The following is a 24,113-nucleotide window of genomic DNA, read 5'->3' on the forward strand; positions in this document are numbered from 1 at the left end:
CAATATCAAACATCATCAAACATTAAAAACATGCGGGCTTCCCATATCGGAATCCCGCCACTCAACAAGGAATCAACATGACTGTCATTGGACACTGGATCAACGGCGAACTGGTTGCCGACACTGGGCGTACCCAGGATGTTTTCAACCCGGCAACGGGCGTAGCCACCAAGCAAGTGGCGCTGGCTTCCAAAGCAACCGTGGAGCATGCAATCGCCAACGCGCAAGCGGCCTTCCCGGCATGGCGCAATACGCCGCCGGGCAAGCGCGCGCAAATCATGTTCAAGCTCAAGCAATTGCTGGATCAGCACGTCGCTGACATTTGCGCGCTGATCACCGACGAACACGGCAAAGTACTGAACGACGCCGCCGGTGAACTGCAGCGCGGCATCGAAGTAGTCGAATACATGTGCGGCGTGCCAGATCTGCTGAAAGGCGAACACAGCAAAAACGTCGGCCCGGCGATTGATTCCTGGTCCGAGCGCCAGGCGCTGGGCGTAGTAGCCGGCATCACTCCGTTCAACTTCCCCGCCATGGTGCCATTGTGGATCGCGATTCCCGCGATTGCCTGCGGCAACACCATGGTCTTGAAACCGTCCGAACGCGATCCCAGCTGCATGTTGCTGATCGCCAAACTGGCCAAGGAAGCCGGCCTGCCGGATGGCGTCTTGAACGTCGTCAACGGCGACAAAGAAGCAGTCGATACGCTGCTGACCGACCCGCGGATTCAAGCCATCGGCTTCGTCGGCTCGACCGCGATTGCTGAATACATCTATGCCACCGGTTGCGCCAACGGCAAGCGCGTCAAGGCGCTGGGCGGCGCCAAGAACCACGCCATCGTGATGCCGGACGCCGATATCGACAATGCAGCAAACGCACTGATGGGTGCGGCGTTCGGCTCCTGCGGCGAGCGCTGCATGGCGATCTCGGTTGCAGTGGCGGTGGGCGACGAAGCAGCCGACGCGCTGGTGGCCAAGCTCAAAGAGCGTCTGGCAACGCTCAAAGTCGGCCCCGGCACCGACAACAACAACGACATGGGGCCGCTGATCACGCGCCAGCACCGCGACAAAGTGCTGGGCTACATCGACAGCGCCGAACAACAGGGCGCGACCGTCGCAGTCGATGGCCGCGGACTCACTGTGCCCGGCCATGAAAACGGCTACTTCATTGGCGCCACCCTGCTCGACCACGTCAAGCCGGACATGAAATCCTACAAGGAAGAAATTTTCGGCCCGGTATTGTGCGTGGTGCGCGTGGGCTCGATGGAAGAAGCGATGCAACTGATCGACGACCACGAATACGGCAACGGCACCTGCATCTTCACCCGCGACGGCGAAGCAGCACGCTACTTCAGCGACAACATCAAAGTCGGCATGGTTGGCATCAACGTGCCGTTGCCGGTGCCGGTGGCCTATCACAGCTTCTGCGGCTGGAAGCGTTCCGCCTTCGGCGACAACGGCATGTACGGCCCCGACAGCGTCAACTTCTTCACCCGTCGCAAGACAGTAACCCAGCGCTGGCCCACCGGCGGCGTGCGCGAAACCGCACAGTTCGACTTTCCCAACAATCAGTAAAACGTTGTTGGTTTGAAAGTGAGAAGCCCTGCATAGCGACGCTCTGCAGGGCTTTTTTGTGTTTTTTTACGGTTCTGCGCAGTGTGGAACTTGAATATAAATGATGGAGTATGCCGTTAAAAGCACTGCTTTCCGCATATATTCATTGGCTATTAAAAAATACCAATTACAGTATATTTATATCAGATCTTCAACACGGCTGTACTCGTAGATACCCTGTTCAAAATCAAGCAGCCCCGTAGGTGCGAATTTATTCGCACTTTTAACTATTACATGCGAACTGCTGCGAATAAATTCGCACCTACCAAACGGCGTACCGATAGGGATAATCGCCGATATTTTTCACGGCACAGATGTACACCACACAGCGGATCTGTCGGAAGGCAGTAAGTCGCATTATGTGTCCCGGGATGGCGCAAATCGGGCTATCACGTCAAACTGATTGCAATTGCCTAACGCAGAAACAGCCATTGCCCGTGTTGCGGAGAGGGTGCGCCAGGGTGGGCACGACATTCCTGAAGCGACCACACGCCGTCGTTTTGATACTGGTCTAAAAAATTTTCATCAGCGTTACAAACCACTGGTCGATATCTGGCTGCATTTTGATAACGCTAGTGATGCCCCAACACTAATTGACTGGAGTGGGTAATGAACCCTAAACCGTTAAGCCAGGAGCGCGACGAAAATGCGCGAAATATCACTACAGCGCTGCAACGTGCAGGCCAGCGCGCACGTACAGTTGCAGCGCAAACACAGACCGCCATTATTGTTGTGCGCAATGGAAAATTAATCAGAGAAATGCCCATCAATCAAACAAAAGGGCAGGTCTGGCTAAAATTCATTGTCAATCGATAAAACGATTCTTTGCAACTAAGCCAGACCTGACCCTGATGTTTTACGCGGCCTTGACCCGATATTTTCATTTGTTTCTTATCGACATCACTCACTCGGAGTTTCCGGCCAGCTCAATCCCCCGGGATTGAGGATCATAAATCCAGCCCACTAAGTTATTGATAAGTGTGTCAAACACTGGCCTGCTGCGCCCCTTAATTGCACATTCCCAAACAATAGCAACCCGCCAGTTGGTTCCCAACAGCTTGTTATGGGAAAGCATGTCCCGACTCATGTTGTCTGAAATTTTTGCAAGCCAGAATTCGGTTCTGGTTTTCGGTATTTTAGACAGATGACAGTGATGTCCGTGCCAGAAGCAGCCATTGACAAAAATCACCGTTTTGTATTTGGGCAGAACGATATCCGGGCTACCGGGCAGTGTTTTCATATGCAGGCGAAACCTGAAGCCTCTGGCGTGCAACGCTTTTCGGATAAGAAGTTCAGGCTGGGTATTTTTGCTTCTGATTGCGCGCATATTTTTTGAGCGGACAGCAGAACTATGTACGTCTGTCATGATATTTAACCCCGGCTTACGCCCTGAGACGGTTGGTGTTTAAGTGACCGAAATGCATAAGTAATTACCGATAAGCAGCCTGATAACTGAATGTATACACAGTATATCTTCCTTGACTGAGTTTAATTTAGGACGTATTGTCCTAAATTATTCCCTTTTATGCGATTTATATGGTTACCGTACTCCAAACAGCCAGTCACGAAGAGGCCATGTCTTATCTGGCATTGGCGCGTGAACGCTTTACACAAAGTGACATTGCCAGACAACTTCAAGTCGATGCCCGCACAATACGACGCTGGGAGGCGCGCCAGTCTGCGCCGCCGCCATATATTGTTGCAGCACTCCGTCAACTCATCTTGCCGCTGCATGATCAGGTGGCGGGTGCCGATGATTTCCGCTTTATAGATCTGTTTGCAGGCGTTGGCGGTATCCGTAGCGGCTTTCAGTCAGCCGGGGGGCGTTGCGTATTTACCAGTGAATGGGACAGTTATGCGCAAAAAACCTATACGGAAAATTATCCTGCAGAACATATGATTGCAGGCGATATCACACAAATTGACGCCGGGGATATCCCTGATCACGATGTATTGCTGGCAGGATTTCCGTGCCAGCCATTTTCTATCGCCGGTGTTTCAAAGAAAAATTCTCTGGGACGCGCGCATGGTTTCGCCGACGAAACGCAGGGCACGCTGTTTTTTGATGTGGCACGCATCATCGAGACCAAGCGCCCGCGTGCTTTTCTTCTGGAAAACGTGAAGAACCTGATGTCGCATGACAAAGGCCGTACCTTCGATGTCATCAAACGAACGCTGACGCAAGAATTGGGCTATCACATCCACTGCAAAGTCATTGATGGCGCGCACTTTGTCCCGCAACACCGCGAACGTATCATCATCGTCGGCTTCCGCGAACCGGTAGCGTTTGACTGGGATATGCTGAACCTGCCGGAAAAAAATCAGATCAAACTGGGCAGTATTCTGCACAAAACCGATGGCAGCGAACCATTGCTGGCGTGGGACGGAAGTAAATTTTTTGACCATGCCAATCAATGCATCCCTGCCAAATACACACTGACCGACAATCTGTGGGTCTATCTGCAAAACTATGCGGCCAAGCACCGCGCAGCGGGCAATGGATTTGGCTATGGGCTGGCGCATAAAGATTCAGTCACACGTACCTTATCAGCGCGTTATCACAAGGATGGATCAGAAATTCTGGTGTATCAGGGAGAGCAGAAAAATCCGCGTCGCCTGACACCACGTGAATGTGCGCGCCTTATGGGTTATCCGGATACGTTCCGGATTCCGGTGTCGGATACGCGGGCATATCAGTTGCTTGCGGACGCCGCAATACCGCCGATGATATTCAGCGTCGCGCAGGCAATGAAACCGATGATTATTAATAGCAATGAAAAAGTCCGGCAAGCTACACCGGTGCAAATCAATGTGGGGGAATTAACGATGACGGGAAAATCAAATAATTGGACACGCGAGCAATTGTTAGTCGCATTCAATTTGTATTGCCAACTTCCATTTGGAAAATTGGATCAACGCAATCCGGACATCATCCGATTTGCGGCAATGATAGGACGCACACCCTCTGCTCTTGCAATGAAGTTGGTCAATATCGCAAGTCTCGATCCTGTAATTACTGGTTCGGGGCGCAAAGGTTTGGTTGGGGCCTCAAAATTGGATCGTGCTATGTGGGACGAAATGCAGCAAGACTGGAACAAGTTTGCGCTGGAAAGTCAGATGATGATTGATGCACTTGTGAGTCAAAGCAATGCGACTCTTATTGAGCCACTCGTTACTGAGGAAATAGAAGACGACGTGGAAATCAATTATTCGGCAGAAAACAAAACCTCACAAACACAGATTCGAGTAGGGCAACATTTTTTTCGCCGCGCTGTGATGAGTGCTTACGCCGGACGTTGTTGCATCACGGGCATAGCGCATCCGTCCTTATTGGTAGCCAGTCATATTATTCCTTGGCGGTCGGGTAAGGATAATCGACTCAACCCACGTAACGGCCTCTGCCTTTCTGCTTTACACGATAAGGCGTTTGATAAAGGCTTAATTACTGTCACGCCAGATTACACAATCAAAATTTCCTCATCAGCTCGTCAAATGGCAGACAATCGTTTTGCATCAGAATGGTTAATTGGCTTGGAGGGTAAAAAGATTACTTTGCCTGAAAAATTTAGTCCTTCAATGGAATTTATTGAATGGCATAACGAACATATATTTCTTCGTGATTAAACCGAATATAACTTTTTTATTTGGCAAAATTAAAAATGAATATCCGTTTTTCTTATATGTATCGCGATGCAGGCAATTTCAAAAACTGGGGCGAGATTGTTTTTTCAAATCCGCACAATGTGCCATTGGAGAATTTGTCCTCGATGGTAAAACTAGCATTGCTTGACGAGATGTATTTCGACGCTTTTGCTGTTGGAGTGCCTGATCTTTTTTTCGACGATTACGAAGAGGACCTTGATCACGACTGGCATGAATTTGAACGCTTGGAACAGGTTAATAGCCCACCGACTGATCGACAAGAACGTACTATCGAAACTTTTATTCTCAAATTGACTGAAAAAAAATTGAAGTAACTTTCCTCTAATTCCCAGAACTCGATGCCACATTTCTGAGTGGCCAACACAGAAAATCCCGTGCAGGTCGATCATTTGAACAGCATATAGCCAGACTATTAGCCGATGGCAATGTCGCACTTGAAGAACAAGCCGTTACAGGCGGGCGCAGGCCAGATTTTGTGTTGCCAAGTCTTATCGTTTTAAAAGATGTAAAAAGAACTTTCGATGATGCACTGGTTTTATCCGCCAAAACCACATTGCGCGAGCGCTGGAAACAGATCGCTATGGAAAAATTCAACTGCGCATTGTTTTTGGCGACAGTAGATGACCGTGTATCGTCAGATGCAATTGATGATATGCACCGCCAGGAAATATGTCTTGTGGTGCCTGAATCGTTAAAAAAAGCAAAAGAGACCTGCTACAAAGACAAAGAGAACGTCATCACTTTCCGATCATTCTTTGATGAACAAATATCTGTCAAGCGACCGCATTTCCGGTCAGTGGCGCCAAGGGTAATGCTATAGAAAAAATGGAACGGTGAGGTCAGGCCCAGCCAAGATGCACCACCAGACCCTCAAACGATTCTTTGCAACTAAGCTCGACCTGTTCCAGATGTCCGGAAATCCATCCCACACCATGCAGCATACGGCGCTACTTATTACGGCTTGCGGCCCTGGTTGACTGGCGAAAAAAACAATAACCACGGAAAAAGAGGATTCGAAGCGCTGCGGGATAATCGCTAACCTATACTGACACTTGCATTCCCCACACTTGGGGAAAGTTCAATCACAGGAGCATGTCATGTCAGGCGCCAAACAGCAGAGCGCCAGCGCGTTGGACAATCCAACCAGCCCGCAGATTTCCGGCCGCCAGGCGCGCTGGCAGGATTTGATTGCCGGGTTGTCGATCGCCGGTTTGCTGCTGCCCGAAGCGGTGGCTTATGCCAGCATCGGCAATCTGCCGCCGCATACCGGCGTGATCGCTTTGTTCGCCGGACTGGTCTGTTATGGCCTGTTCGGCAGCAGCCGTTTTGCCATCGTTTCCGCCACTTCATCATCGGCCGCCGTGCTGGCGGCCGCGACTGCATCGATTGCCAATGGCGATGCCGGCTTCAGAATGACGCTGGCGATTGGCCTGGTGCTGATTACGGGCCTGTTTTTCCTACTGGCTGGGCTGGCGCGGATGGGCAATATCACCGATTTCATCGCCAAGCCGGTGTTGCGCGGTTTTGCTTTCGGTCTGGCAATTATCATCATCCTCAAGCAATGCGCCAGTGTGGTCGGGGTCCATCCGCCCAACGGCGACATGCTTAGATTCGTGTCGGGATTATTAGGCGAGATTGCGCACTGGAATCTGGTCGGCATCGCCGTCGGTTCAGTCGCGCTGGCGCTGTTGTTTCTGTTTGCCCGTTTGAAACACGTGCCGGGCGGCCTGATCGTGATCGTGCTCGGCATTGCGGCCAGTAAATGGCTCGACTTGCCGCAGTATGGCGTCGGCCTGGTTGGCGCCATCCATCTGGAACTGGCCACCCCGACGCTGCCGCTGTTGTCGCGCAGCGAGTGGGTGCGGCTGGGCGAACTCGGCTTCGCGATGGTGATGATTTTGTACGCGGAGTCATACGGCTCGATTCGCGGCTTCGCCATCAAACACGGCGACACCATATCGCCGAATCGGGATTTGCTGGCGTTAGGTGCATCCAACCTGCTGTCGGGCTTGTTCCACGGCATGCCGGTCGGCGCCGGTTATTCCGCCACCGCGGCCAATGAAGCGGCCGGCGCCAGATCGCGGCTGGCGGGCTGGATCGCCGCGTTGGTGGTGCTTGCCATTGTGCTGACGATCCTGCCCAGCATCGCCCTGTTGCCGGAACCCGTGCTGGCGGCGATTGTGATTCATGCGGTCAGCCATACCCTGAACCCGGCCATCTTCCGGCCTTATCTGGCGTGGCGGCGCGATCGGCTGGTGATCATCGCGGCCGTGGCAGGCGTACTGTTGCTGGGTGTGCTGGATGGCCTGCTGGCCGCCGTCGGCCTCAGCCTGATGTTGCTGTTGCAGCGCTTTTCAGAATCGACCATCACGGTGCTGGGACGGCTCGGGCAAGGACATGATTTCGTGAATTTGACGCTATATCCGGAAGCCAAGCCGGTCGGCGGCATCCTCATCCTGCGCCCCGACGAACCGCTTTTTTTCGCCAATGTCGAACGCGTAATGCAGCAGGCGCAGCGCACCATCGCCGCCGCAGATCCGGCGGTGCACAGCGTCATCCTGAGCCTGGAAGAATCGCCTGATCTGGACAGCACCAGCCTGGAGGCATTGCATGATTTTTATCGCTTTGTCACCAGCCAGAACAAGCGGCTGCTGCTGGCACGCCTGAAAGGCCCGGTATACGACCTTCTGCAACGGGCCGTTCCCACCGATCTGGCGGTGCCATCCTTCAGCGCGTTGAGCGTAGACGAAGCGGTGCGGATCGCGCAATTAGCATGAGTAAGCCGAGAATCATCGATTCAATCCAATGTATTCGTGGGTTGAATCGATGCGAAATTAATCGCATGAAAATCAATCATTGGAGTAATGCGCCAGGAAGGGCAATATTGCGTCCTTTGCCAGCTTAAGAATTTGCATATGCATCAAAAGACAGAAAATCCCGCACTGAGCCAGGCACTGATCGTCCTGATGTCGATTGCCACCGGGCTTGCCGTTGCCAGCAATTACTACGCGCAGCCGCTGCTTGAAACCATTGCGGGCGCGTTTGCGCTGTCGGTCAATCAAGCGGGTTTTATCGTTACCGCGGCCCAGCTCGGCTATGCCCTTGGCCTGATGTTCATCGTGCCGCTGGGCGATATGTTCGAGCGACGCGGCCTCATTGTGTCGATGACGTTGCTGTCTGCCGGCGGCCTGCTGATTACGGCCATGTCTTCCAGCGTGGCCGGGATGATTGCCGGCACCGCGTTGACCGGGCTGTTCTCCGTCGTGGCGCAAATTCTGGTACCGCTGGCGGCCACGCTGGCTGCGCCGCAGCAACGCGGCAAAGTGGTGGGAACCATTATGAGCGGCTTGTTGCTCGGCATTTTGCTGGCACGCACCGTGGCTGGCGCGCTGGCATCCATCGGCGGCTGGCGCACGATTTATTGGGTCGCCAGCGGGCTGATGGTGATCATGGCGCTCGTTTTGTGGCGCGCGCTGCCCCGTTATAAGGAAGCCAGCGGGCTTAACTATCCGCAACTGCTGGCGTCGATTTTCTCTCTGTTTAGCCGTAACGCAGCGTTGCGCACCCGCGCCCTGCTGGGCGCGCTGTCGTTCGCCAATTTCAGCGTGCTGTGGACATCGATGGCGTTTCTGCTGGCCGCGCCGCCGTATAGATATTCCGAGGCAATGATCGGCTTGTTTGGGCTGGCCGGCGCTGCCGGAGCGCTGGCCGCTACCCGCGCCGGACAATTGGCGGACAAGGGAAAATCCCGTCAGACCACCGCAATTAGTCTGTTATTACTGGCGCTTTCCTGGGTGCCAATTTGGCTCGGTCAATATTCTATTGCCGCCCTTGTGCTTGGAATTATCGTGCTGGATCTGGCGGTTCAAGCAATCCACGTCACGAATCAAGCCATGATTTATCGCCTGATGCCGGAAGCGCGCAGCCGTCTTACCGCCGGGTACATGACCAGTTATTTTATCGGCGGCGCTCTGGGTTCGCTGATTTCGGCCAGCGCTTATCAGTATGCGCAGTGGACCGGCGTCGCCATTGCCGGTGCCACGTTGAGCCTGATGAACCTGCTCACCTGGTGGCTGGGCAAAATCGATAACCCGCAGGTGCCAGCGTAGGAAAGATGCAAGGCTATGTCAGCGACAACATCAAGGTTGACCAGCGCAAGATGGGTGAATTTTTGCGTATTCACGATAGCCGCACTATGCTGTTTCCAGCACAGATTGTATGACATTTTTCGCCGCTTTTTTACGCTTCCGTGCAGCCCTGCACATCAATGATGTGATGGAGTATGCTGTTAAAAGCAATACTTTCCGCATATATTCATTGACTATTAAAAAATACCATTGACAGTATATTCATATGCAAGATTCAACATGGCTGCACGGCTTACGGCCTTTACTTACTCTCCGGCATGGCGGAAGAGTGGTGGCTGGTGATGAGCCATTTTGAACCGTCCCAGCGATAGGTATAGGTATAGCGGCCGCTGACCACTGCGCCGCTCTTGGCGAAGGTGAACGTATAGAGGCCAGCATCGACTGCGGTGTTGCAGCCAATTTCCACGCTGCGCAGGTCTATTTTGCCGGAGGGACGATTTTCCAGGAAATGATGAAAGTAATCCTCTTTTTCCTCGGGGGTCAGGCGTGGCTGGTTGGAAATGGTAGGCAACAAAATGGAGCGCTCTGCGTAGTTGGCTACGACCTGGTGCGGATCGCCCGTGAGCAAGGATTGATTCCAGCGGTCAAACAACGCTGCGATTTCCTGCTCCGAGGTGGCTTTGCAACTTTCGGTTCTTGCGGACTGGGAGGCGGACTGGGGGGCGGACTGCATGCCGCCGGAAGAGGCGCAGCCTGCGAGGACTGTGCAGACAACAAGCGCAATTGCGGTGAGTGGCTTCATTGAAACGCTCCTTTAGTATTGTTGGCGTAACTTGGGGGCAGACCACGTTTCTCTAGCTTTTTAACGCCCGACCTAGGCGCTTAATAATGATAACGCACTGTGCGGTTTATGTTGTCGCGCCAGAGAGCGAGTATGACAAAGAACAGCAGACTCAATGCACTAAGGAAATAGTGGACGCGCCCAGCAGTTCACTGATGCGTTCAATGGCTTGCATGAAAGCATGCGTGGTGCGTTACCGGCGCAAGCGTGCGGAATTTGTCGCTTGGCCAGCTATCAGGGAGGCCAGTTGAATTGATTGAACGCGAACTGCGGCATCCGTCATTTTGGCCGACGAAAATCACTTTCGGCCCATGTTGCGGCGCTGGTTCGGTTCAGGTTGAAATCTGGCGCAACCTGCACCTGGGCGATTTGGGTCTCGTCTTCATCGTGTGCGGAGAGCAGCGCGTAAGGATTATCCTCGTCCGGAACGATGTCCAGCGTGACGGTGATGAGTGCCGAGCGCACCGTCACCGCGACGCTCTTGTGCAGCATCGCGTGCAACTGTTGCTCATGCCTGCGCAAGACTTCCGAGGCGGTCTTGATCAGGGTGCGGAAGGCGGCGGAGTCCAGCGGCTTCGGATCTTTCTTGTTGCGGCCCATGGTCCAGGGGCCGACCAAGGCCGGTTCGGATTCATCGTCCCGGATCATTTCGACGGCCCAGCCTTCGTCGTCCTGGTTTTTGATGACGCGCGCCGTCCAGCCATTGTCGCGCCACAGTCGTGGCTCTTGGGTGGGAGCGTTGTGATCCTGCGCATCCTCCGGCTCAAATTCAAGCGGCATGCCGGTCATTACGCTTTGAACTTGCGCATCAGCGCGTCCAGTTGGATTTTGGAGGCGGAGTCGGTCTGGCTGCTGTCGGCGGAAGAATCTGCATCACGATTCTCGGAAAAGTCGCTGGAACCTTCGTTGGAAAAGTCATCAGGAAATTCTTCGGCAAGATTTTTCCAACCCTTGCTGGCGGCAAATACATTGAACTCTTCCGGCGCTTCCAGCACGATCAGCTTGTCGTCTTGCAAGCCAAGATCGCCATGGCCGAAGTCCGGCCCGACATATCCGAGCAGCCGGAGCCGCGCCAGAACCTGACTGACCAGTACCGTATCTTGATAAAGGCGCTGGCCTGTTATCGACGAGGCAAAATCGACATAGACATCGATAATTCCATAGCCTTCATCGAAGATGCGGATCGCTTTGATTTTCCGCGTTTGGCCGGCCGTATCGGTGACGTCGAATGGGCCGCTGAGCTGGATGTCGGTTTCATTATTCATGCGAGCTAGGATACACCAAATTATATTGCGCCCCGATGTCATGGGCCCGTCATCTGCGCGTCACTATCGGGTCATATTCAGTGGCTAGAATCCAACGGCTATCCCCCCATTCACAGGAACCAAAACCATGAGCAAACCTACCGATCTGTCGGTTATCGCCATCGACCCGGATGATATCGGCTACAACAACTCGCCCAATGCGCATTTCAGCTCGGTGCTGGAAGCCCGGCTGAGCCGGCGCAGCCTGTTGCGCGGTGGTGCCGCCTCCGCCGCCGGTGCACTGTTCGGATCGCTGGGATTATCGGCCTGCGGCGGCACCCACGATATTATTGCCCCGGTTGGGGCGGGCGAGAAGTTGCTCGGTTTCACGGCAGTCAGCAAGAGCTTGCTCGACAGTGTAGTGGTGCCTGCCGGTTACACCGCCACTGCAATCTACGCGCTGGGCGACCCGATCCTCGGCGCGACCGCTGCCTACAAGAATGATGGCACCGATACCGATTTCGAGAACCGCGCCGGCGACCACCACGACGGCATGGAATGGTTCGGACTCGCGGCGAACGGCACGCCGTCCGTCACATCGGTCCAGCGGGGCTTGCTGGCAGTCAACCACGAAGCCACCACCGACGCAACGCTGTCATCGTTCTTTTTGCACGCCAATGGCGGCACCACCACACTGCCGCGCCCGGCAGCCGAAGTGGACAAGGAAACCGCGATTCACGGCGTGTCGATGGTCGAAGTGCGCAACAGCGCCGGCAAGTGGGAATACGTGCAGGATTCGGCATTCAATCGCCGCGTCACCTGTTTGAGCGAGATCGAAATCGCCGGTCCGGCACGCGGCAACGCTCTTTTGAAGACCAAATATGCGACCGCCGGCACCAAGACCCGCGGCACCTTGAACAACTGCGGCACCGGCAAGACGCCGTGGGGCACGTTCCTGACTGGCGAAGAAAACTGGAACGGTTATTTCACGCGCAGTGCGACCGACGACGCCGCGCGCAGCAACGACAAGAGTGTGACCGCACTCAATCGTTATGGCCGCAAACAGGGCGACGCATCGCGCCACGGCTGGGAAACCGGCGGCACGGATGACAAATACGCGCGCTGGAATAATAGCCACAGCGGCACCTCGGTCGACGGCAGCGACGACTATCGCAACGAGATGAACGGCATGGGTTACATCGTCGAGATGGACGTCTACGACAAGACCCGGCTGGCGCAGAAGCGCACCGGGCTGGGCCGCTTCGCGCACGAAAGCGCCGCCTTCAGCAACGCCAAAGTCGGCCAGCCGCTCGCGGTCTACATGGGCGACGATGCGCGCAACGAGTACATCTACAAGTGGGTTTCTGCCGCTACTTGGAACGCGGCCGATGCGACTGCGGCGAATCGCCTGGCCGCGGGCGCCAAATACCTCGACAGCGGCAAGCTGTATGTTGCCAAGTTCAGCGCCGACGGCAGCGGACAGTGGCTCGAACTGGCAATCGGCAATTCGGCCATCGCCAACTACGCCGCCTACCCGTTCGCCGACCAGGCCGACGTGCTGGTACACGCGCGCATCGCCGCCGATGCAGTCGGCGCAACCAAGATGGACCGCCCGGAATGGTGCTCGGTTAACCCGGCCAATGGCGAGGTGTATTACGCGCTGACCAACAACAGCAATCGCCGCGTGGACCCGACCGGCGCATCACAATTGGCGCCAGACAGCGCCAACCCGCGCGCCTATACGGATATCAAGGGAACTTCGACATCGCAGCAGGGCAACCCGAACGGCCATATCCTGCGTATCAAAGAAGCCGCTGCCGGCAGCGCTGCGACGGCCTTTACCTGGGATGTGTACCTGTTCGGCGCCGAGTCGGGTGCCGATGCCGGCAAAGTGAACCTGTCCAGCCTGACCAATGACCAGGATTTTTCGAGTCCCGACGGTCTGGTGTTCAGCCGCTCCACCGGCATTTGCTGGTTTCAGACCGACGACGGTGCTTACACTGACGTGACCAATTGCATGATGCTGGCGGGCTTGCCGGGCCAGGTAGGCGATGGCAAGAAAGTGACGCTGAGCTACCCGAAAACAGCGGGCGGCACGCTGGCGGTGGATACCTATGTCGGCAAGGCCCCTGGCGCTGACACCTTGAAGCGCTTTCTGGTGGGACCGAAAGCGTGTGAAATTACCGGCTTGTGCGAAACACCGGACGGCAAGGCGATATTCGTCAATATCCAGCACCCGGGCGAAACCACCGCGCAGGCCGACATCGCTGACCCGGCCAAGTACACCAGTCAATGGCCGAGCAATGCTGGCTACGGTGCCGGCAAGCGCCCGCGTTCGGCGACGATCGTCATCACCAAGAACGACGGTGGCCGTATCGGCAGTTGACCGGATAAATGGCTGATTTAGCGCAATCGTCAGCGGATTGTATTTTTCTATCTGCTTGACTGGCCGCTATGACTTGCACATGCGTGCGTCGAATGTGAATTCGCGCACGATATCAAGCTTCACAGATCGATATGCCGGATGCGCCGGATTAATGACGGCATTCGTCGATTCCGGAATAATTGCCGATGGCACCAGCATGACCAACTGGCTTGCCGAATGCAGCCATTTACGGCAGAATTCTTGGGCACTGGCCGAGGCCGGCAAGTCAAACCAGTCTTTCGGAAGATCTGTTAGCGGAGGCCGAACGAACAAATCTTCGTCGTCAGGCACGTCGATGGAAACCAGCACCATGGGTGGATGTACCACCCCTGCCAAGTGCACAAACTTTTCCAACGCGCAAATTTCAATGGTAGTGCCGGCATACATCGCGGGAGTACCAATCGGGTTCCAACGTCCGCCATACAGCCGGGCGCCGTCGCATAGCATATCGAGCGCCCACTGTCGCGTCGTGATGCGCCAAAGCCTCAAACGGCGCCCCCTGTCGCGATAGCATTAAGCACTTGGCGCACCGACACGGCGCCCGGTTCGGTATCCATCAGGTCCAGCGGCGCCATATTGCCGAGTGCCTTATTCGGCTGGCGCATCCAGTCGATGGCAGACGATTCGTTCTCGAAGACGTCGATCGCGATGCGCGTTACCGTCCCCATTCGATAAACGCGCTCGGTTGCTGCAGAATCGATTTTGGCTTCGTTGTTTTCGAGTCGGTTTGCAGTCGATGCAGGCACGCGCGCAATGGACTGAATGCGGGTATCCGAAACACCAAAAAAGCTGCTGGCAGATTTCAATATCCGCGCCGGATATCCATCCCGAATCGACTTGACGGCCGCGAAACCGGCAAGGGGCGCTCCAGACACAATTTGATTGAACATCTCCGGGGTAGTCCGCTTTGCGTTAGAGCGGCTCCCCCTTTCAACATTTTTTTTTGCAATTAACATAATTACCTCCATTTGGATATTAAGAATACGCCAAATGGTGCAAGTAGCAAGTGGTTTTAGGGTGGACCCGGCTCCGGCTCACACTCGCGCGCGCCGTTTGAACCAGCCGGTAAGCGACAATCGTTCGCGGGTCGTGGGCAACACTTCGTGCGGCATGTCGGCGGATAAAAATAGCGCCAGGCGATTCGCCAGCGGCGCGATATCCTGCGAATTTTGCGCGCCCCGCTCGGATTGTTGCACCGGATACAAACGCAAGGCACCGCCCTGTTCCGGCAACCACGCATCATTGAGATAGACGATCACCGATACCGTGCGGCAATCGTCATCGTGAAAACGGTCCAGATGCTTCTGATAGAAAGCGCCGGGCGGATACAGGGCGAAGTGACATTCGTAATCCTCCAGCCCCAGATACAGAGTCCGATTGAGCTCCACACGCACCGTTTCCATGATCTGCAAATAGTGGTCGCAGGCGGCCGACTGTCCGACCTCCAGCCATTGAATCCGGTCGCCGCGGATGCCTTCCTGAACCGCCATCGCAGCGCCATGACCGATCCCGGCCGGCGTCAAATCCCCGTGCGCCGCCCGCGCACGGCATTCGCTGGCCAGTTCCAGCGCCAGTTCCGGCGGCAGAAAAACGTCTTGTTGCGACCAGCCCTGTTCGACCAGGTCGTCGGCAATCTGCAACAGCAATGTATTGTCGTACAGCATAATATTTAGCCTATTCAGCCTGAGTTTTTTAATACGCCAGATTGTAAGCCGCAAAATTGCAGGCAGCTTGACATGCATTCGGACAACCTTCCGACAACTTTCTGATTTGCGGACGCAATGCGATAATCTTTTTTCTCCGGCTGCGGCAATGCGCGCAGAAGACATAAGGAAAAACCTTCATCCTGCCTTGAGATATCTGACATGAGCACACCGACCACACCGACCATATCAACCCTTACAGCCGAAAACCTGTGGGCCGACGTCGAAGCGGTGCGCGCCCACGCGCCGCTGGTGCACAGCATTACCAATTTTGTGGTGATGAACTACAACGCCAATGTTCTGCTGGCGCTGGGGGCGTCGCCGGTGATGGCGCATGCGCATGAGGAAGTGGCCGAGATGGCCGGCATTGCGCAAGCGCTGGTGTTGAATATCGGCACGCTGGAGCCGGCCTGGATCAGGTCGATGCTGCTGGCGCAGCAGAAAGCCAATGCACGCGGCATCCCTGTGGTGCTGGACCCGGTGGGAGCGGGCGCCACCGGGTACCGGAATCGCGCGCTGCAAGAGTTGATGACGGCCGGCGGTTTGACCGTGATTCGCGGCAATGCGTCTGAAATCATGAGCGTGGCTGGTTTATCGGCCGCCACCAGAGGCGTGGATAGTTCGGCCTCTTCGGACGCGGCGCTAACGGCTGCGCGCAATCTGGCCGCATCGATGCGCGGCGTGGTGTGCGTCTCGGGTGCCGACGATCATGTGGTGGACCATCAAGGCCGCTGGCTGACTTTATCCAACGGCCATGTGTGGATGACCAAAATAACCGGCGTCGGATGTTCTGCCACAGCAATGATCGGCGCTTTTGCGGCGGTCCAGCCCAATCCTTGGCGCGCCACTGCGGCTGCCATGGCGTATCTCGGCGTTGTGGGCGAATGGGCCGCAGAGCAAGTGATCCAGGCGCACGGCGGCGTGGGTTCGCTGCAAATCAAATTGCTCGATGGCTTGCAGCTGATCGACCGCGCAACTTTCCTGTCGCGTCTGAAATTAACCGTGCATGGCTGATCCAAGCTTGCCATCTCGCATTACCTACTGAGGACTACTGACGTGACCCAACAATCCAGCTCCGACCAACGCATCGTGCACCCGCTACCGTTTCAATATCCACGCGTACTCAGCATTGCCGGCTCGGACAGTAGCGGCGGCGCCGGCATCCAGGCTGACCTGAAGACATTTTCGGCGCTCGGGTGTTTTGGGATGACCGCCATCACCGCCATCACCGCGCAAAATACTTGCGGGGTGGTGGCGATTCACGCAGTGCCGGCCGACATGCTGGCGCAGCAAATCGATGCGGTGGTCAGTGATATCGGCGTCGATGCGGTCAAGATCGGCATGCTGCACGATCCGAAAGTGGTCAGAGTCGTGGCGCAAGCGATCGAACGTTATCGCTGGCCGCTGGTTGTGCTCGATCCGGTGATGGTTGCCAGCAGCGGCGACCGCTTGATTGTCCAGGAAACCATTGCCGTGCTGGTGGCGGAATTGTTTCCTCTGGTGACAGTAGTCACGCCCAATCTGGATGAAGCCGCGCTGTTGCTGGGACGGGCGCTGGAAGTCGAGGCGCAGCTTGCTGACGCCGCGCACGATTTGATGCAATTAGGAGCGCCCGCCGTATTGTTAAAAGGCGGCCACCTGCGCGGCGACGAAGTGGTGGATATCTTGCTGCAATCGGGGCAGCCGCTATTACGCATGGCGAATGCGCGCATTAGAAGCCGCAATACGCACGGCACCGGTTGCACGCTGTCTTCCGCCATCGCCTGTTATCTGGCCCTCGGCCACGATCTGAACGAAGCAGTGCAACTGGCACGCAGCTATGTATATCAGGCGATTATGCAGGGAGCCGATGTAAGCACCGGCCACGGCCACGGACCGTTGAATCACGCATTTGCACCGGTGCAAATGCAAAAACTGCTGATCACGCCAGCCGCTTGAATGGTGGGTTGCACCCACCCTACGTCACTAAAAAACAAGGAGTATTGCCATTTACATGGCATTTACCGCATATATTAATTGCGTTATATAAATATACTATGGCAGCGTAGGGTGGGTGTAACCCACCGTTTTTGCAGGATCAAACGGCGTGGGTTGCACCCACCCTACGCCGTTGCGAGAATCGGTACAGCGTCCCCAGCAACAACGTCAGCGCCAGGCTCGGCAGCGCCGAACCGATCTCCGGCACCAGGCGCGGCGCGGCATGAAACGCTGCAATGCCGAGCAGCCAGATCAGCACTGGAACCGTATTAATACTGTGCTGCGTGGCGCGGCCCTGCATGCTCAGTTGCGAAATCACCACGCCGAACAACGGCACAAAGATCGAACTCAGCACCAGCAGAAAAGGCTCCAGGCTATGCATCGGCAACACGATGGCGCAAGCGGTTGCTACCAGCGCCATCGTGATGCCCCAGGTTTTGACGCTGAAATGACCGCCGATAAAATTCAACGACACCGCGCCCGAATACACATCGCCATACGCATTGTCCATTTCATCAATCAGGATCAAACCCAACGCCACCAGTCCGCCCTGCGCCAGCAATAACGCGCCGACCAATTCCACGCCGGGCGCGGTAGTGCTGATCACCAGCACGCCCAGCGCGTAGCACCAGATATTCGCAATCGCATAGCCGATCCAGGTGCCGCGCACGGTGGCCGCCCCGGTTTTGCCGTAACGGGCAAAGTCGGCCACCAGCGGCAGCCACGAAACCGGCATCGCCATCACCAGATCAATCGCGGCGATGGTGCTCATCGAGCCGTCGCCGGCTTTGTTCCAGAGCACTGCCAAACCCTGGCTGTGCGCCCGCATCCCGAACTGATAGCTCAGCCAGAGCAGCGACAAAACCACCAACGGCAAGCCGAAACGCCCGACAAAGCGGCGCACCAGACCAATCATCGAGCCATTGGCCAGGCCGACCAGCAACAGTCCCCAGAAAATCGAGGTCAGCACCGGCACCCAAGCCGCCTGGATGCCGGTAATTTCCTTGATCAGCGCGGTGCTGCTGTCGCGCATGATGACCAGCTCGAAAGCGGTCCAGCCGATCAGTTGCACGATATTCAAAATGACCGGAAGTTTGGCAAACGCGCTGCCCAGAGTCTGGTGCATCAAGGCCGGGCTGGACAGCCCGCGTTCGCAGCCAATCAAGGCCACCCAGCCGAGCAGTCCAGCGCCCAGCAGCGAGCCGATGACAATCGCCAGCAGCGCACTTTGGGTGCCCATCGCCGGCACCAGATACGCGCCGACCTGCATCACCAGCAGGCCCACGCCCAAGCTAAACCACAAGGACGCGTGCTCGCGAAAGCCGAACACTCTTTCGGACAGCGGGATCGGTATTAAGGCAGGGTTGGCAGGCGTAGGGCTGGATGACGCGTGCGGGGTAGTATTCAAAGCCATTGTTATCTTTCATCTTTCGCGGGTGATATCGCCTGGCAGCCTGTTACCGCGGCCGGCAATTACGGCGATTCCTCCCGCAGCTGCGGGAGGAATCGCCATTTTAAGTAATTAACAAGGTGTATTTTTCAAGAGGCAACAAACATATGCGCAAATAGCATCGTTTATGCATATACCCCACTGTTTTTAAAAACAGACAACTCTTCAGTCCGCATATTAACTAAGAGTGAAATGGTGCAGGTATGTAGATACTCTGTTCAAAATCAGGCCTTTAAACGTTGAAACAACAACGGCGTAGGTGCGAATTTATTCGCACTTTTAACGATTCCATGCGAGCTGTTGCGAATAAATTCGCACCTACAGGAACTGCTATACCAGCCCCGCGCCCACCGCCACACCGACTAATGCGTGTGCGTGTGCGTGTGCGTATGCTGCTGCTCAAGATTTTCCAATATATGGCGCGTCATCCCAATCGCCAGTTCATGCTCGCCCAAGAACACTTTGCCTACCTTTTCCTGCCGCAGCAGAACGGCTTCGCTTTCGCTATGGGTACGCACCACGGTCTGAATCGACGGATTCAGCGCTCGGGCCGTTTCAATCATGGCGCGCACGTGGAAGGTGTCGGGCGTTGCCACTACCAACATCGACGCGCGGGCAATATGCGCCTGGATCAGCACTGCCGGTTCCGCCGCATTGCCGGCAACCGCCGATATGCCGCGCTTGCGCAGTTGCTCCACCAATTCCCGATTTTGTTCCGCCACCACGTAATGAATCCCGCGCTCGGTCAACACCTCGGCAATGCGCCGTCCGACGCGGCCATATCCGACCAGCACCACTTGCCCGGTCAACTTATCCTGTTCGACCGTCGTCGGCAACCCGGCCAGCGGGTCATCCGGGCGCTCCAGCATGCGGGCCAGCGCGGGTTTGGAATGTATCCAGTTTTGTAGCGGCTTAATCGCCTTGAAAACCAGCGGATTCAGGCCGATGGAAATAATCGCTCCGGCCACGATAAAGCTTTGCGCTTCCTGCGGCAGCAACTCCAGAGTAATCCCCAGCGCCGCCAGAATGAAAGAAAACTCGCCGATTTGCGCCAGGCTGGCCGACACAGTCAATGCCGTATTGAGCGGATACCGAAGCAGCAAGACCAGCACAAAAGCCGCCAGCGATTTCCCCAGGATAATCACCGCCACCACCGCCAGCACATGCAGCGGACTCTCCATCAATACCTTCGGATCGAACAGCATCCCCACCGACACGAAGAACAGCACCGCGAACGCATCCCGCAAAGGCAATGATTCTTGCGCGGCGCGGTGACTTAACTCCGATTCCCGCAGCACCATGCCGGCGAAAAATGCCCCCAGCGCGAACGAAACGCCGAATACCATCGTCGAGCCATAGGCAATCCCGACCGCGGTGGCAATCACGCACAGGGTGAACAATTCGCGCGAGCCGGTGCGGGCGACGCGCCACAGCAACCAGGGGAATAGCCTGCGCCCCACCACCAGCATGAACACCACAAAACCTGCCACCTGTCCCAGCGTGATCGCAAGCGTCTTCCATATATTGCCGCCCGCTTGCACTTCGGTGCCGCCCAGCCAGCCAGAAAGCGCCGGCAAAAGCACCAGCACCAGCACCGTTACCAAGTCTTCGACCACCAGCCAACCGACCGCAATGCGGCCGTTGATGGAATCCAGAATTCCCTTATCTTCCAATGCACGCAAAAGCACCACGGTACTGGCAACCGATAACGTCACGCCAAAAACCAGGCCGGCGCCCATGCTCCAGCCCCACAAATGCGCGATGCCCATGCCCATTGCCGTCGCCACGGCAATCTGAAATATTGCGCCGGGCAAGGCGATGCGACGCACGTCCAGCAAGTCATTGAGCGAAAAATGCAAACCCACGCCAAACATCAGCAGCATGACGCCGATCTCCGCCAACTGCCCTGCCAGCGCCACATCGGCGACAAAGCCCGGCGTCGCAGGACCGATCAAAATGCCAGCGGCAAGATAACCGACCAGCGCAGGCAGCTTCAGGCGTACCGCGATGAGACCGAAAATAAGTCCGAAGCTGAGTGCTGCGGCGACTGTAGTAATAAGAGTGATTTCATGCGGCATATGGGAAATTCTCCTTTTTGTTGTGATGGTTTTTTCTCGCCGATACAAAACGAGAACATTGGGATATTAGTAGTTAGGTGTGCAGGCCTCCGTGCCTGCATGCCGGCACGGAGGCCTGCACACCTTTCAGCACATCAAACGGACCGTTGCCCAAGCGCGATAACGCCAGCGCCGCATAAAGCCAGAATCACGCCGACCACGTCGCTCCAGGTCGGCGTGATGCCATCGACCGTCCACAGCCACAGCAAAGCGGTAGCAATATAAACCGCGCCATAAGTGGCATAAATTCTGCCGCTCGCCGCTGGATGCAAGGTAAGCAGCCAAACGAAAACCATCAGGCTGAGTGCCGCCGGCAAGAGTAGCCAAACGCCGCCTTTGCCCGTCAACCAGAGCAGCGGCAAGTAACAGCCCACAAGTTCAGCCACGGCGGTAGCGAAAAAAAGCCCGAAGGTTCGTGCCAAGCCGCTCCACTCCATAATCATCCCCCGCTGGACTTCAGAAAAATTGGACGGTGTCATAAGTTGCCATCGTCATGCACGCATCAGCCGCTATAAAACGCCCAGGACGCCAGAGGTTGGCGCAGAAATGGTTGAAGACTATCCCAAGTGCTTGATTATATTACGGACAAAAATAGCGGTTTTCCGGGCGCAAAGCCCAAATTCGCCGCGCTGCCGATAAGGGCGCCGCAGTTTGCGGTGCCACGCGAATGACGCAAGAAAGCTTCAAGCTGCCAAATAATCGATCTTCGATCGTGATAAAGTCAAATTTGACATCCAATGGAGCAGTCTTAATTTTCGACCACCACGAGGAACCTATGAACATCTTAAGAAGAATTTTGGCGCTTATTCTGACGCTCGGCAGCCTGGCATTCGCCCAACACGCCGCGGCACAGGAAGCACCGGATGCGCTGGTCAAACGGATCAGTCAGGAAGTGCTGGATCTGGCCAAGGCGGACCAGGAAATTCAGGCCGGCAACCAAAAACGGGTGCGCGACTTGGTGGAAGCCAAGATTTTGCCGCATGTCGATTTCCAGCACATGACCGCCCTGGCCTGCGGCCCCGATTGGAACCAGGCAACGCCGGAACAACAAAAACAACTGACGAGCGAATTCCGCGCGCTGCTGGTCTACACCTACTCCGGCGCGATTTCGCAAATCAAGGATCAAAAAGTCACGTTTAAGCCGATGCGCGCCGATCCGGCCAACGTGGAAGTCCGGTCTACGGTGGCGCAGCCGCGCGGCGAGTCAATGCCGCTCAACTATCGCCTTGAAAAACTGGCGGACGGCTGGAAAATTTATGACATCAATATTCTGGGTGCCTGGCTGGTAGAAACTTACAAAAGCAGCTTTACCGCCGAAATCAGCAAAAGCGGCATCGATGGTTTGATCAAGGTTCTCTCAGACAAGAACAAAAAGCTGGCGGAGAGTGCTGGGAAAGCTTCAAAACCAAGTTGAGCGTCGCGCATGTTCCGAGCTGCTGAAGGTTGCTGCAAAAAACAGTGATCGCACCGACAGAATCGGAAATGTACAGAGTTTAGCAAAGTTATGTAAAATACATAAACTTCGTAACTTTGGTATAAACATGGACCCTATTCTGAACCCTTATGCACCTGGTGCGGGTAGCCCGCCTCCTGAACTTGCTGGTCGCAGTGCTATAAGAGAGCGCGTCAGGGTATGCGTCGAACGACTGCGGCACGGCAAGCAAACCAAGAGCGTAATGATGATTGGCCTGCGCGGTGTCGGAAAGACCGTGCTGCTTGATCAAATGCGAAACGATGCAGAAAAAAATGGCATCCATACCATCCGGATCGAAGCCCCTGAGGGGCGTTCGCTTCCCGCACTTCTTGCGCCGCAGCTTCGACTCGCCCTACTCCGCCTGAGCCGAATCGACGCCGCAAAGGATCATGCGATCAGAGGCCTTAGAGCTCTGGCAGGCTTTGCGAGCAAACTGAAAGTCACCTACAACGACATTGAAGTTGGCCTGGATTACGAGTCTGAACCTGGCTTAGCCGACAACGGATATCTCGAAGGCGATCTGACGGCGTTGCTTGAGCAGGTTGGCATCGCTGCACGGGAAGCTAAAACCGTTTTAGTTATTTTTATAGACGAGCTTCAGTATGTCCCGGAAGCACAGATGGCGGCCCTGATTTCAGCCCTTCACCGTTGCGCGCAAAGCCAACTTCCCGTCACTGTTGTAGGGGCAGGCCTGCCGCAACTCAGAGGCCGAATGGGCGAAGCCAAATCCTATGCAGAGAGGCTTTTCGACTTCCCAGAGATTGGGCCGTTGAACAAAACCGATGCCAAGGAAGCGATCGTCAAACCCGCAGAAAAAGAAGAGGTTGAAGTACTAGATGAAGCTGTCGATCTCATCGTCGCGAAAACCCAGGGCTATCCGTATTTTTTGCAGGAATGGGGAAAACACGCTTGGGATATTGCGCAACGGAGCCCGATCACGGAGCAGGATGTTGCCGACGCTTCGCAAGAAGCCGTTGCCGCTCTCGATGAGAGTTTTTTCCGCGTTCGCTTCGACCGGCTCACTCCAGGCGAGAAGAAATATCTGCGTGCCATGGCTGAACTAGGACAAGGCCCGCACAGATCAGGCGATATTGCAGATCAACTCGGACGATCCGTCCAATCATTTGGCCCGACGCGTAGCAATCTGATCCTGAAAGGCATGATTTGGAGCCCAACCCATGGCGACACAGCGTTCACCGTGCCACTGTTCGACGAGTTCATGAAGCGGATCATGCCCGGAGACGATTGGAAAAATGGGGTTGCATGAAGACCCTTTTGTGCATAGTTTCTACCGCGCTGTATCAAGACCATAGCATCCAACCGTAGCGCAGCATGCTGATAGCGCAGAGAGGATGAATTACGCTGTCCAGCCTTCATGGTTTTATAAAAAAGGTGGAGTATCGCTTAAAACAGGCATTTTTCCGCATGTATCACATGCGGTATTAAAAAATACACTTGTAGGTATACGTAAAAATATACGGTGCAATGCGCTGCGCTTATTGCACCCTACGAATTGCG

At 55.5% G+C, this 24,113-nt stretch carries 23 protein-coding genes and 1 pseudogene; 14 read left to right on the plus strand and 10 right to left on the minus strand.

Going from position 1 to position 24,113, the window contains the following annotated elements:
* Nucleotides 1-77: 77 nt before the first annotated feature.
* The 3 genes from KGFNPO_RS16875 (at nucleotide 78) to KGFNPO_RS16885 (ending at nucleotide 2,429) form a co-directional block, all read left to right on the plus strand.
* Nucleotides 78-1,574 (plus strand): CoA-acylating methylmalonate-semialdehyde dehydrogenase, encoded by a 1,497-nt coding sequence (locus KGFNPO_RS16875; RefSeq protein ID WP_472632385.1) that lies wholly within the window; start codon nucleotides 78-80, stop codon nucleotides 1,572-1,574.
* Between the two features lie 442 nt (nucleotides 1,575-2,016).
* Nucleotides 2,017-2,223 (plus strand): hypothetical protein, encoded by a 207-nt coding sequence (locus KGFNPO_RS16880; RefSeq protein WP_472632386.1) that lies wholly within the window; start codon nucleotides 2,017-2,019, stop codon nucleotides 2,221-2,223.
* Nucleotides 2,223-2,429, plus strand: coding sequence for a hypothetical protein (locus KGFNPO_RS16885; RefSeq protein WP_472632387.1), 207 nt, complete (start codon nucleotides 2,223-2,225; stop codon nucleotides 2,427-2,429). The genes KGFNPO_RS16880 and KGFNPO_RS16885 overlap by 1 nt, the downstream gene beginning before the upstream one ends.
* Before the next feature lie 88 nt (nucleotides 2,430-2,517).
* Here the strand turns inward: KGFNPO_RS16885 and KGFNPO_RS16890 are convergent, their stop codons facing one another.
* The gene (locus KGFNPO_RS16890) at nucleotides 2,518-2,979 is read right to left on the minus strand and encodes a very short patch repair endonuclease (RefSeq protein WP_472632388.1); all 462 of its coding nucleotides are present in this window, start codon (nucleotides 2,977-2,979) and stop codon (nucleotides 2,518-2,520) included.
* Nucleotides 2,980-3,188: 209 nt separating this feature from the next.
* Here KGFNPO_RS16890 and dcm point away from each other — a divergent pair.
* From dcm to KGFNPO_RS16920, 6 genes and pseudogenes are all read left to right on the plus strand, one after another.
* Nucleotides 3,189-4,376, plus strand: a pseudogene (gene dcm, locus KGFNPO_RS16895) (DNA (cytosine-5-)-methyltransferase); the annotation flags it as partial.
* A 513-nt stretch (nucleotides 4,377-4,889) separates the two neighbouring features.
* On the plus strand, nucleotides 4,890-5,237 hold the full coding sequence (locus tag KGFNPO_RS16900; protein ID WP_472634519.1) for an HNH endonuclease: 348 nt from the start codon (nucleotides 4,890-4,892) through the stop codon (nucleotides 5,235-5,237).
* A gap of 35 nt (nucleotides 5,238-5,272) precedes the next feature.
* Nucleotides 5,273-5,590: a hypothetical protein gene (locus KGFNPO_RS16905; protein ID WP_472632389.1), complete on the plus strand. Its 318-nt coding sequence runs from the start codon at nucleotides 5,273-5,275 to the stop codon at nucleotides 5,588-5,590.
* A 35-nt stretch (nucleotides 5,591-5,625) separates the two neighbouring features.
* Nucleotides 5,626-6,096 (plus strand): type II restriction endonuclease, encoded by a 471-nt coding sequence (locus KGFNPO_RS16910; RefSeq protein ID WP_472634520.1) that lies wholly within the window; start codon nucleotides 5,626-5,628, stop codon nucleotides 6,094-6,096.
* 277 nt (nucleotides 6,097-6,373) lie between these two features.
* Complete coding sequence (locus KGFNPO_RS16915) at nucleotides 6,374-8,053, plus strand: SulP family inorganic anion transporter (protein ID WP_472632390.1); 1,680 nt, start codon at nucleotides 6,374-6,376, stop codon at nucleotides 8,051-8,053.
* 138 nt (nucleotides 8,054-8,191) lie between these two features.
* A complete protein-coding gene (locus KGFNPO_RS16920) occupies nucleotides 8,192-9,385 on the plus strand; it encodes an MFS transporter (RefSeq protein WP_472632391.1) in 1,194 nt (397 codons plus the stop codon).
* A 280-nt stretch (nucleotides 9,386-9,665) separates the two neighbouring features.
* Here KGFNPO_RS16920 and KGFNPO_RS16925 read toward each other — a convergent pair whose 3' ends face one another.
* From KGFNPO_RS16925 to KGFNPO_RS16935, 3 genes are all read right to left on the minus strand, one after another.
* Nucleotides 9,666-10,166: a DUF4440 domain-containing protein gene (locus KGFNPO_RS16925; protein WP_472632392.1), complete on the minus strand. Its 501-nt coding sequence runs from the start codon at nucleotides 10,164-10,166 to the stop codon at nucleotides 9,666-9,668.
* Between the two features lie 318 nt (nucleotides 10,167-10,484).
* Nucleotides 10,485-10,994, minus strand: a complete 510-nt coding sequence (locus tag KGFNPO_RS16930; RefSeq protein WP_472632393.1) for a hypothetical protein — start codon at nucleotides 10,992-10,994, stop codon at nucleotides 10,485-10,487.
* A complete protein-coding gene (locus KGFNPO_RS16935; RefSeq protein WP_472632394.1) occupies nucleotides 10,994-11,470 on the minus strand; it encodes a hypothetical protein in 477 nt (158 codons plus the stop codon). Before KGFNPO_RS16935 ends, KGFNPO_RS16930 begins: the two co-directional genes overlap by 1 nt.
* Before the next feature lie 127 nt (nucleotides 11,471-11,597).
* On the opposite strand from KGFNPO_RS16935, the gene KGFNPO_RS16940 reads away from it, so the two are divergent.
* Entirely contained in the window at nucleotides 11,598-13,835 is a 2,238-nt protein-coding gene (locus tag KGFNPO_RS16940; protein ID WP_472632395.1) for a PhoX family protein, read from the plus strand.
* A gap of 66 nt (nucleotides 13,836-13,901) precedes the next feature.
* Here the strand turns inward: KGFNPO_RS16940 and KGFNPO_RS16945 are convergent, their stop codons facing one another.
* The 3 genes from KGFNPO_RS16945 to KGFNPO_RS16955 form a co-directional block, all read right to left on the minus strand.
* The gene (locus tag KGFNPO_RS16945; RefSeq protein ID WP_472632396.1) at nucleotides 13,902-14,363 is read right to left on the minus strand and encodes an RES family NAD+ phosphorylase; all 462 of its coding nucleotides are present in this window, start codon (nucleotides 14,361-14,363) and stop codon (nucleotides 13,902-13,904) included.
* Nucleotides 14,360-14,830 (minus strand): type II RES/Xre toxin-antitoxin system antitoxin, encoded by a 471-nt coding sequence (gene parS, locus KGFNPO_RS16950; RefSeq protein WP_472632397.1) that lies wholly within the window; start codon nucleotides 14,828-14,830, stop codon nucleotides 14,360-14,362. The genes KGFNPO_RS16945 and parS overlap by 4 nt, the downstream gene beginning before the upstream one ends.
* A 78-nt stretch (nucleotides 14,831-14,908) precedes the next feature.
* The gene (locus KGFNPO_RS16955; protein WP_472632398.1) at nucleotides 14,909-15,538 is read right to left on the minus strand and encodes a 2OG-Fe(II) oxygenase; all 630 of its coding nucleotides are present in this window, start codon (nucleotides 15,536-15,538) and stop codon (nucleotides 14,909-14,911) included.
* A 201-nt stretch (nucleotides 15,539-15,739) separates the two neighbouring features.
* Between KGFNPO_RS16955 and thiM the strand changes: the two genes are divergently transcribed.
* Both thiM and thiD read left to right on the plus strand, forming a co-directional pair.
* Nucleotides 15,740-16,591, plus strand: coding sequence for a hydroxyethylthiazole kinase (gene thiM, locus KGFNPO_RS16960; RefSeq protein WP_472632399.1), 852 nt, complete (start codon nucleotides 15,740-15,742; stop codon nucleotides 16,589-16,591).
* A 42-nt stretch (nucleotides 16,592-16,633) separates the two neighbouring features.
* Entirely contained in the window at nucleotides 16,634-17,515 is an 882-nt protein-coding gene (gene thiD, locus KGFNPO_RS16965; protein WP_472632400.1) for a bifunctional hydroxymethylpyrimidine kinase/phosphomethylpyrimidine kinase, read from the plus strand.
* Nucleotides 17,516-17,654: 139 nt separating this feature from the next.
* On the opposite strand, the gene KGFNPO_RS16970 is transcribed toward thiD, so the two are convergent.
* From KGFNPO_RS16970 to KGFNPO_RS16980, 3 genes are all read right to left on the minus strand, one after another.
* Nucleotides 17,655-18,968 (minus strand): purine-cytosine permease family protein, encoded by a 1,314-nt coding sequence (locus KGFNPO_RS16970; protein ID WP_472632401.1) that lies wholly within the window; start codon nucleotides 18,966-18,968, stop codon nucleotides 17,655-17,657.
* Nucleotides 18,969-19,366: 398 nt separating this feature from the next.
* Nucleotides 19,367-21,082, minus strand: a complete 1,716-nt coding sequence (locus tag KGFNPO_RS16975; RefSeq protein WP_472632402.1) for a cation:proton antiporter domain-containing protein — start codon at nucleotides 21,080-21,082, stop codon at nucleotides 19,367-19,369.
* Nucleotides 21,083-21,216: 134 nt separating this feature from the next.
* Complete coding sequence (locus tag KGFNPO_RS16980) at nucleotides 21,217-21,558, minus strand: YnfA family protein (RefSeq protein WP_472634521.1); 342 nt, start codon at nucleotides 21,556-21,558, stop codon at nucleotides 21,217-21,219.
* Nucleotides 21,559-21,896: 338 nt separating this feature from the next.
* Between KGFNPO_RS16980 and KGFNPO_RS16985 the strand changes: the two genes are divergently transcribed.
* Nucleotides 21,897-22,535: an MlaC/ttg2D family ABC transporter substrate-binding protein gene (locus KGFNPO_RS16985; protein WP_472632403.1), complete on the plus strand. Its 639-nt coding sequence runs from the start codon at nucleotides 21,897-21,899 to the stop codon at nucleotides 22,533-22,535.
* Between the two features lie 127 nt (nucleotides 22,536-22,662).
* Nucleotides 22,663-23,862 carry an AAA family ATPase gene (locus KGFNPO_RS16990; RefSeq protein ID WP_472634522.1) on the plus strand — a complete coding sequence of 400 codons (1,200 nt, stop codon included), beginning with the start codon at nucleotides 22,663-22,665 and terminating at the stop codon, nucleotides 23,860-23,862.
* The last annotated feature ends 251 nt before the right edge of the window (nucleotides 23,863-24,113 follow it).

The sequence above is a fragment of the Gelidimonas diazotrophica genome (assembly GCF_055694025.1).

Coding starts and splice junctions, on each gene's coding strand:
- KGFNPO_RS16875 (WP_472632385.1), top strand. CDS start 78: ATGACTGTCATTGGACACTGGATCAACGGCGAACTGGTTGCCGACACT.
- KGFNPO_RS16885 (WP_472632387.1), top strand. CDS start 2,223: ATGAACCCTAAACCGTTAAGCCAGGAGCGCGACGAAAATGCGCGAAAT.
- KGFNPO_RS16890 (WP_472632388.1), bottom strand. CDS start 2,979: ATGACAGACGTACATAGTTCTGCTGTCCGCTCAAAAAATATGCGCGCA.
- KGFNPO_RS16900 (WP_472634519.1), top strand. CDS start 4,890: ATGAGTGCTTACGCCGGACGTTGTTGCATCACGGGCATAGCGCATCCG.
- KGFNPO_RS16905 (WP_472632389.1), top strand. CDS start 5,273: ATGAATATCCGTTTTTCTTATATGTATCGCGATGCAGGCAATTTCAAA.
- KGFNPO_RS16915 (WP_472632390.1), top strand. CDS start 6,374: ATGTCAGGCGCCAAACAGCAGAGCGCCAGCGCGTTGGACAATCCAACC.
- KGFNPO_RS16920 (WP_472632391.1), top strand. CDS start 8,192: ATGCATCAAAAGACAGAAAATCCCGCACTGAGCCAGGCACTGATCGTC.
- KGFNPO_RS16925 (WP_472632392.1), bottom strand. CDS start 10,166: ATGAAGCCACTCACCGCAATTGCGCTTGTTGTCTGCACAGTCCTCGCA.
- KGFNPO_RS16930 (WP_472632393.1), bottom strand. CDS start 10,994: ATGACCGGCATGCCGCTTGAATTTGAGCCGGAGGATGCGCAGGATCAC.
- KGFNPO_RS16935 (WP_472632394.1), bottom strand. CDS start 11,470: ATGAATAATGAAACCGACATCCAGCTCAGCGGCCCATTCGACGTCACC.
- KGFNPO_RS16940 (WP_472632395.1), top strand. CDS start 11,598: ATGAGCAAACCTACCGATCTGTCGGTTATCGCCATCGACCCGGATGAT.
- parS (WP_472632397.1), bottom strand. CDS start 14,830: ATGTTAATTGCAAAAAAAAATGTTGAAAGGGGGAGCCGCTCTAACGCA.
- KGFNPO_RS16955 (WP_472632398.1), bottom strand. CDS start 15,538: ATGCTGTACGACAATACATTGCTGTTGCAGATTGCCGACGACCTGGTC.
- thiM (WP_472632399.1), top strand. CDS start 15,740: ATGAGCACACCGACCACACCGACCATATCAACCCTTACAGCCGAAAAC.
- KGFNPO_RS16970 (WP_472632401.1), bottom strand. CDS start 18,968: ATGGCTTTGAATACTACCCCGCACGCGTCATCCAGCCCTACGCCTGCC.
- KGFNPO_RS16975 (WP_472632402.1), bottom strand. CDS start 21,082: ATGCCGCATGAAATCACTCTTATTACTACAGTCGCCGCAGCACTCAGC.
- KGFNPO_RS16980 (WP_472634521.1), bottom strand. CDS start 21,558: ATGGAGTGGAGCGGCTTGGCACGAACCTTCGGGCTTTTTTTCGCTACC.
- KGFNPO_RS16985 (WP_472632403.1), top strand. CDS start 21,897: ATGAACATCTTAAGAAGAATTTTGGCGCTTATTCTGACGCTCGGCAGC.
- KGFNPO_RS16990 (WP_472634522.1), top strand. CDS start 22,663: ATGGACCCTATTCTGAACCCTTATGCACCTGGTGCGGGTAGCCCGCCT.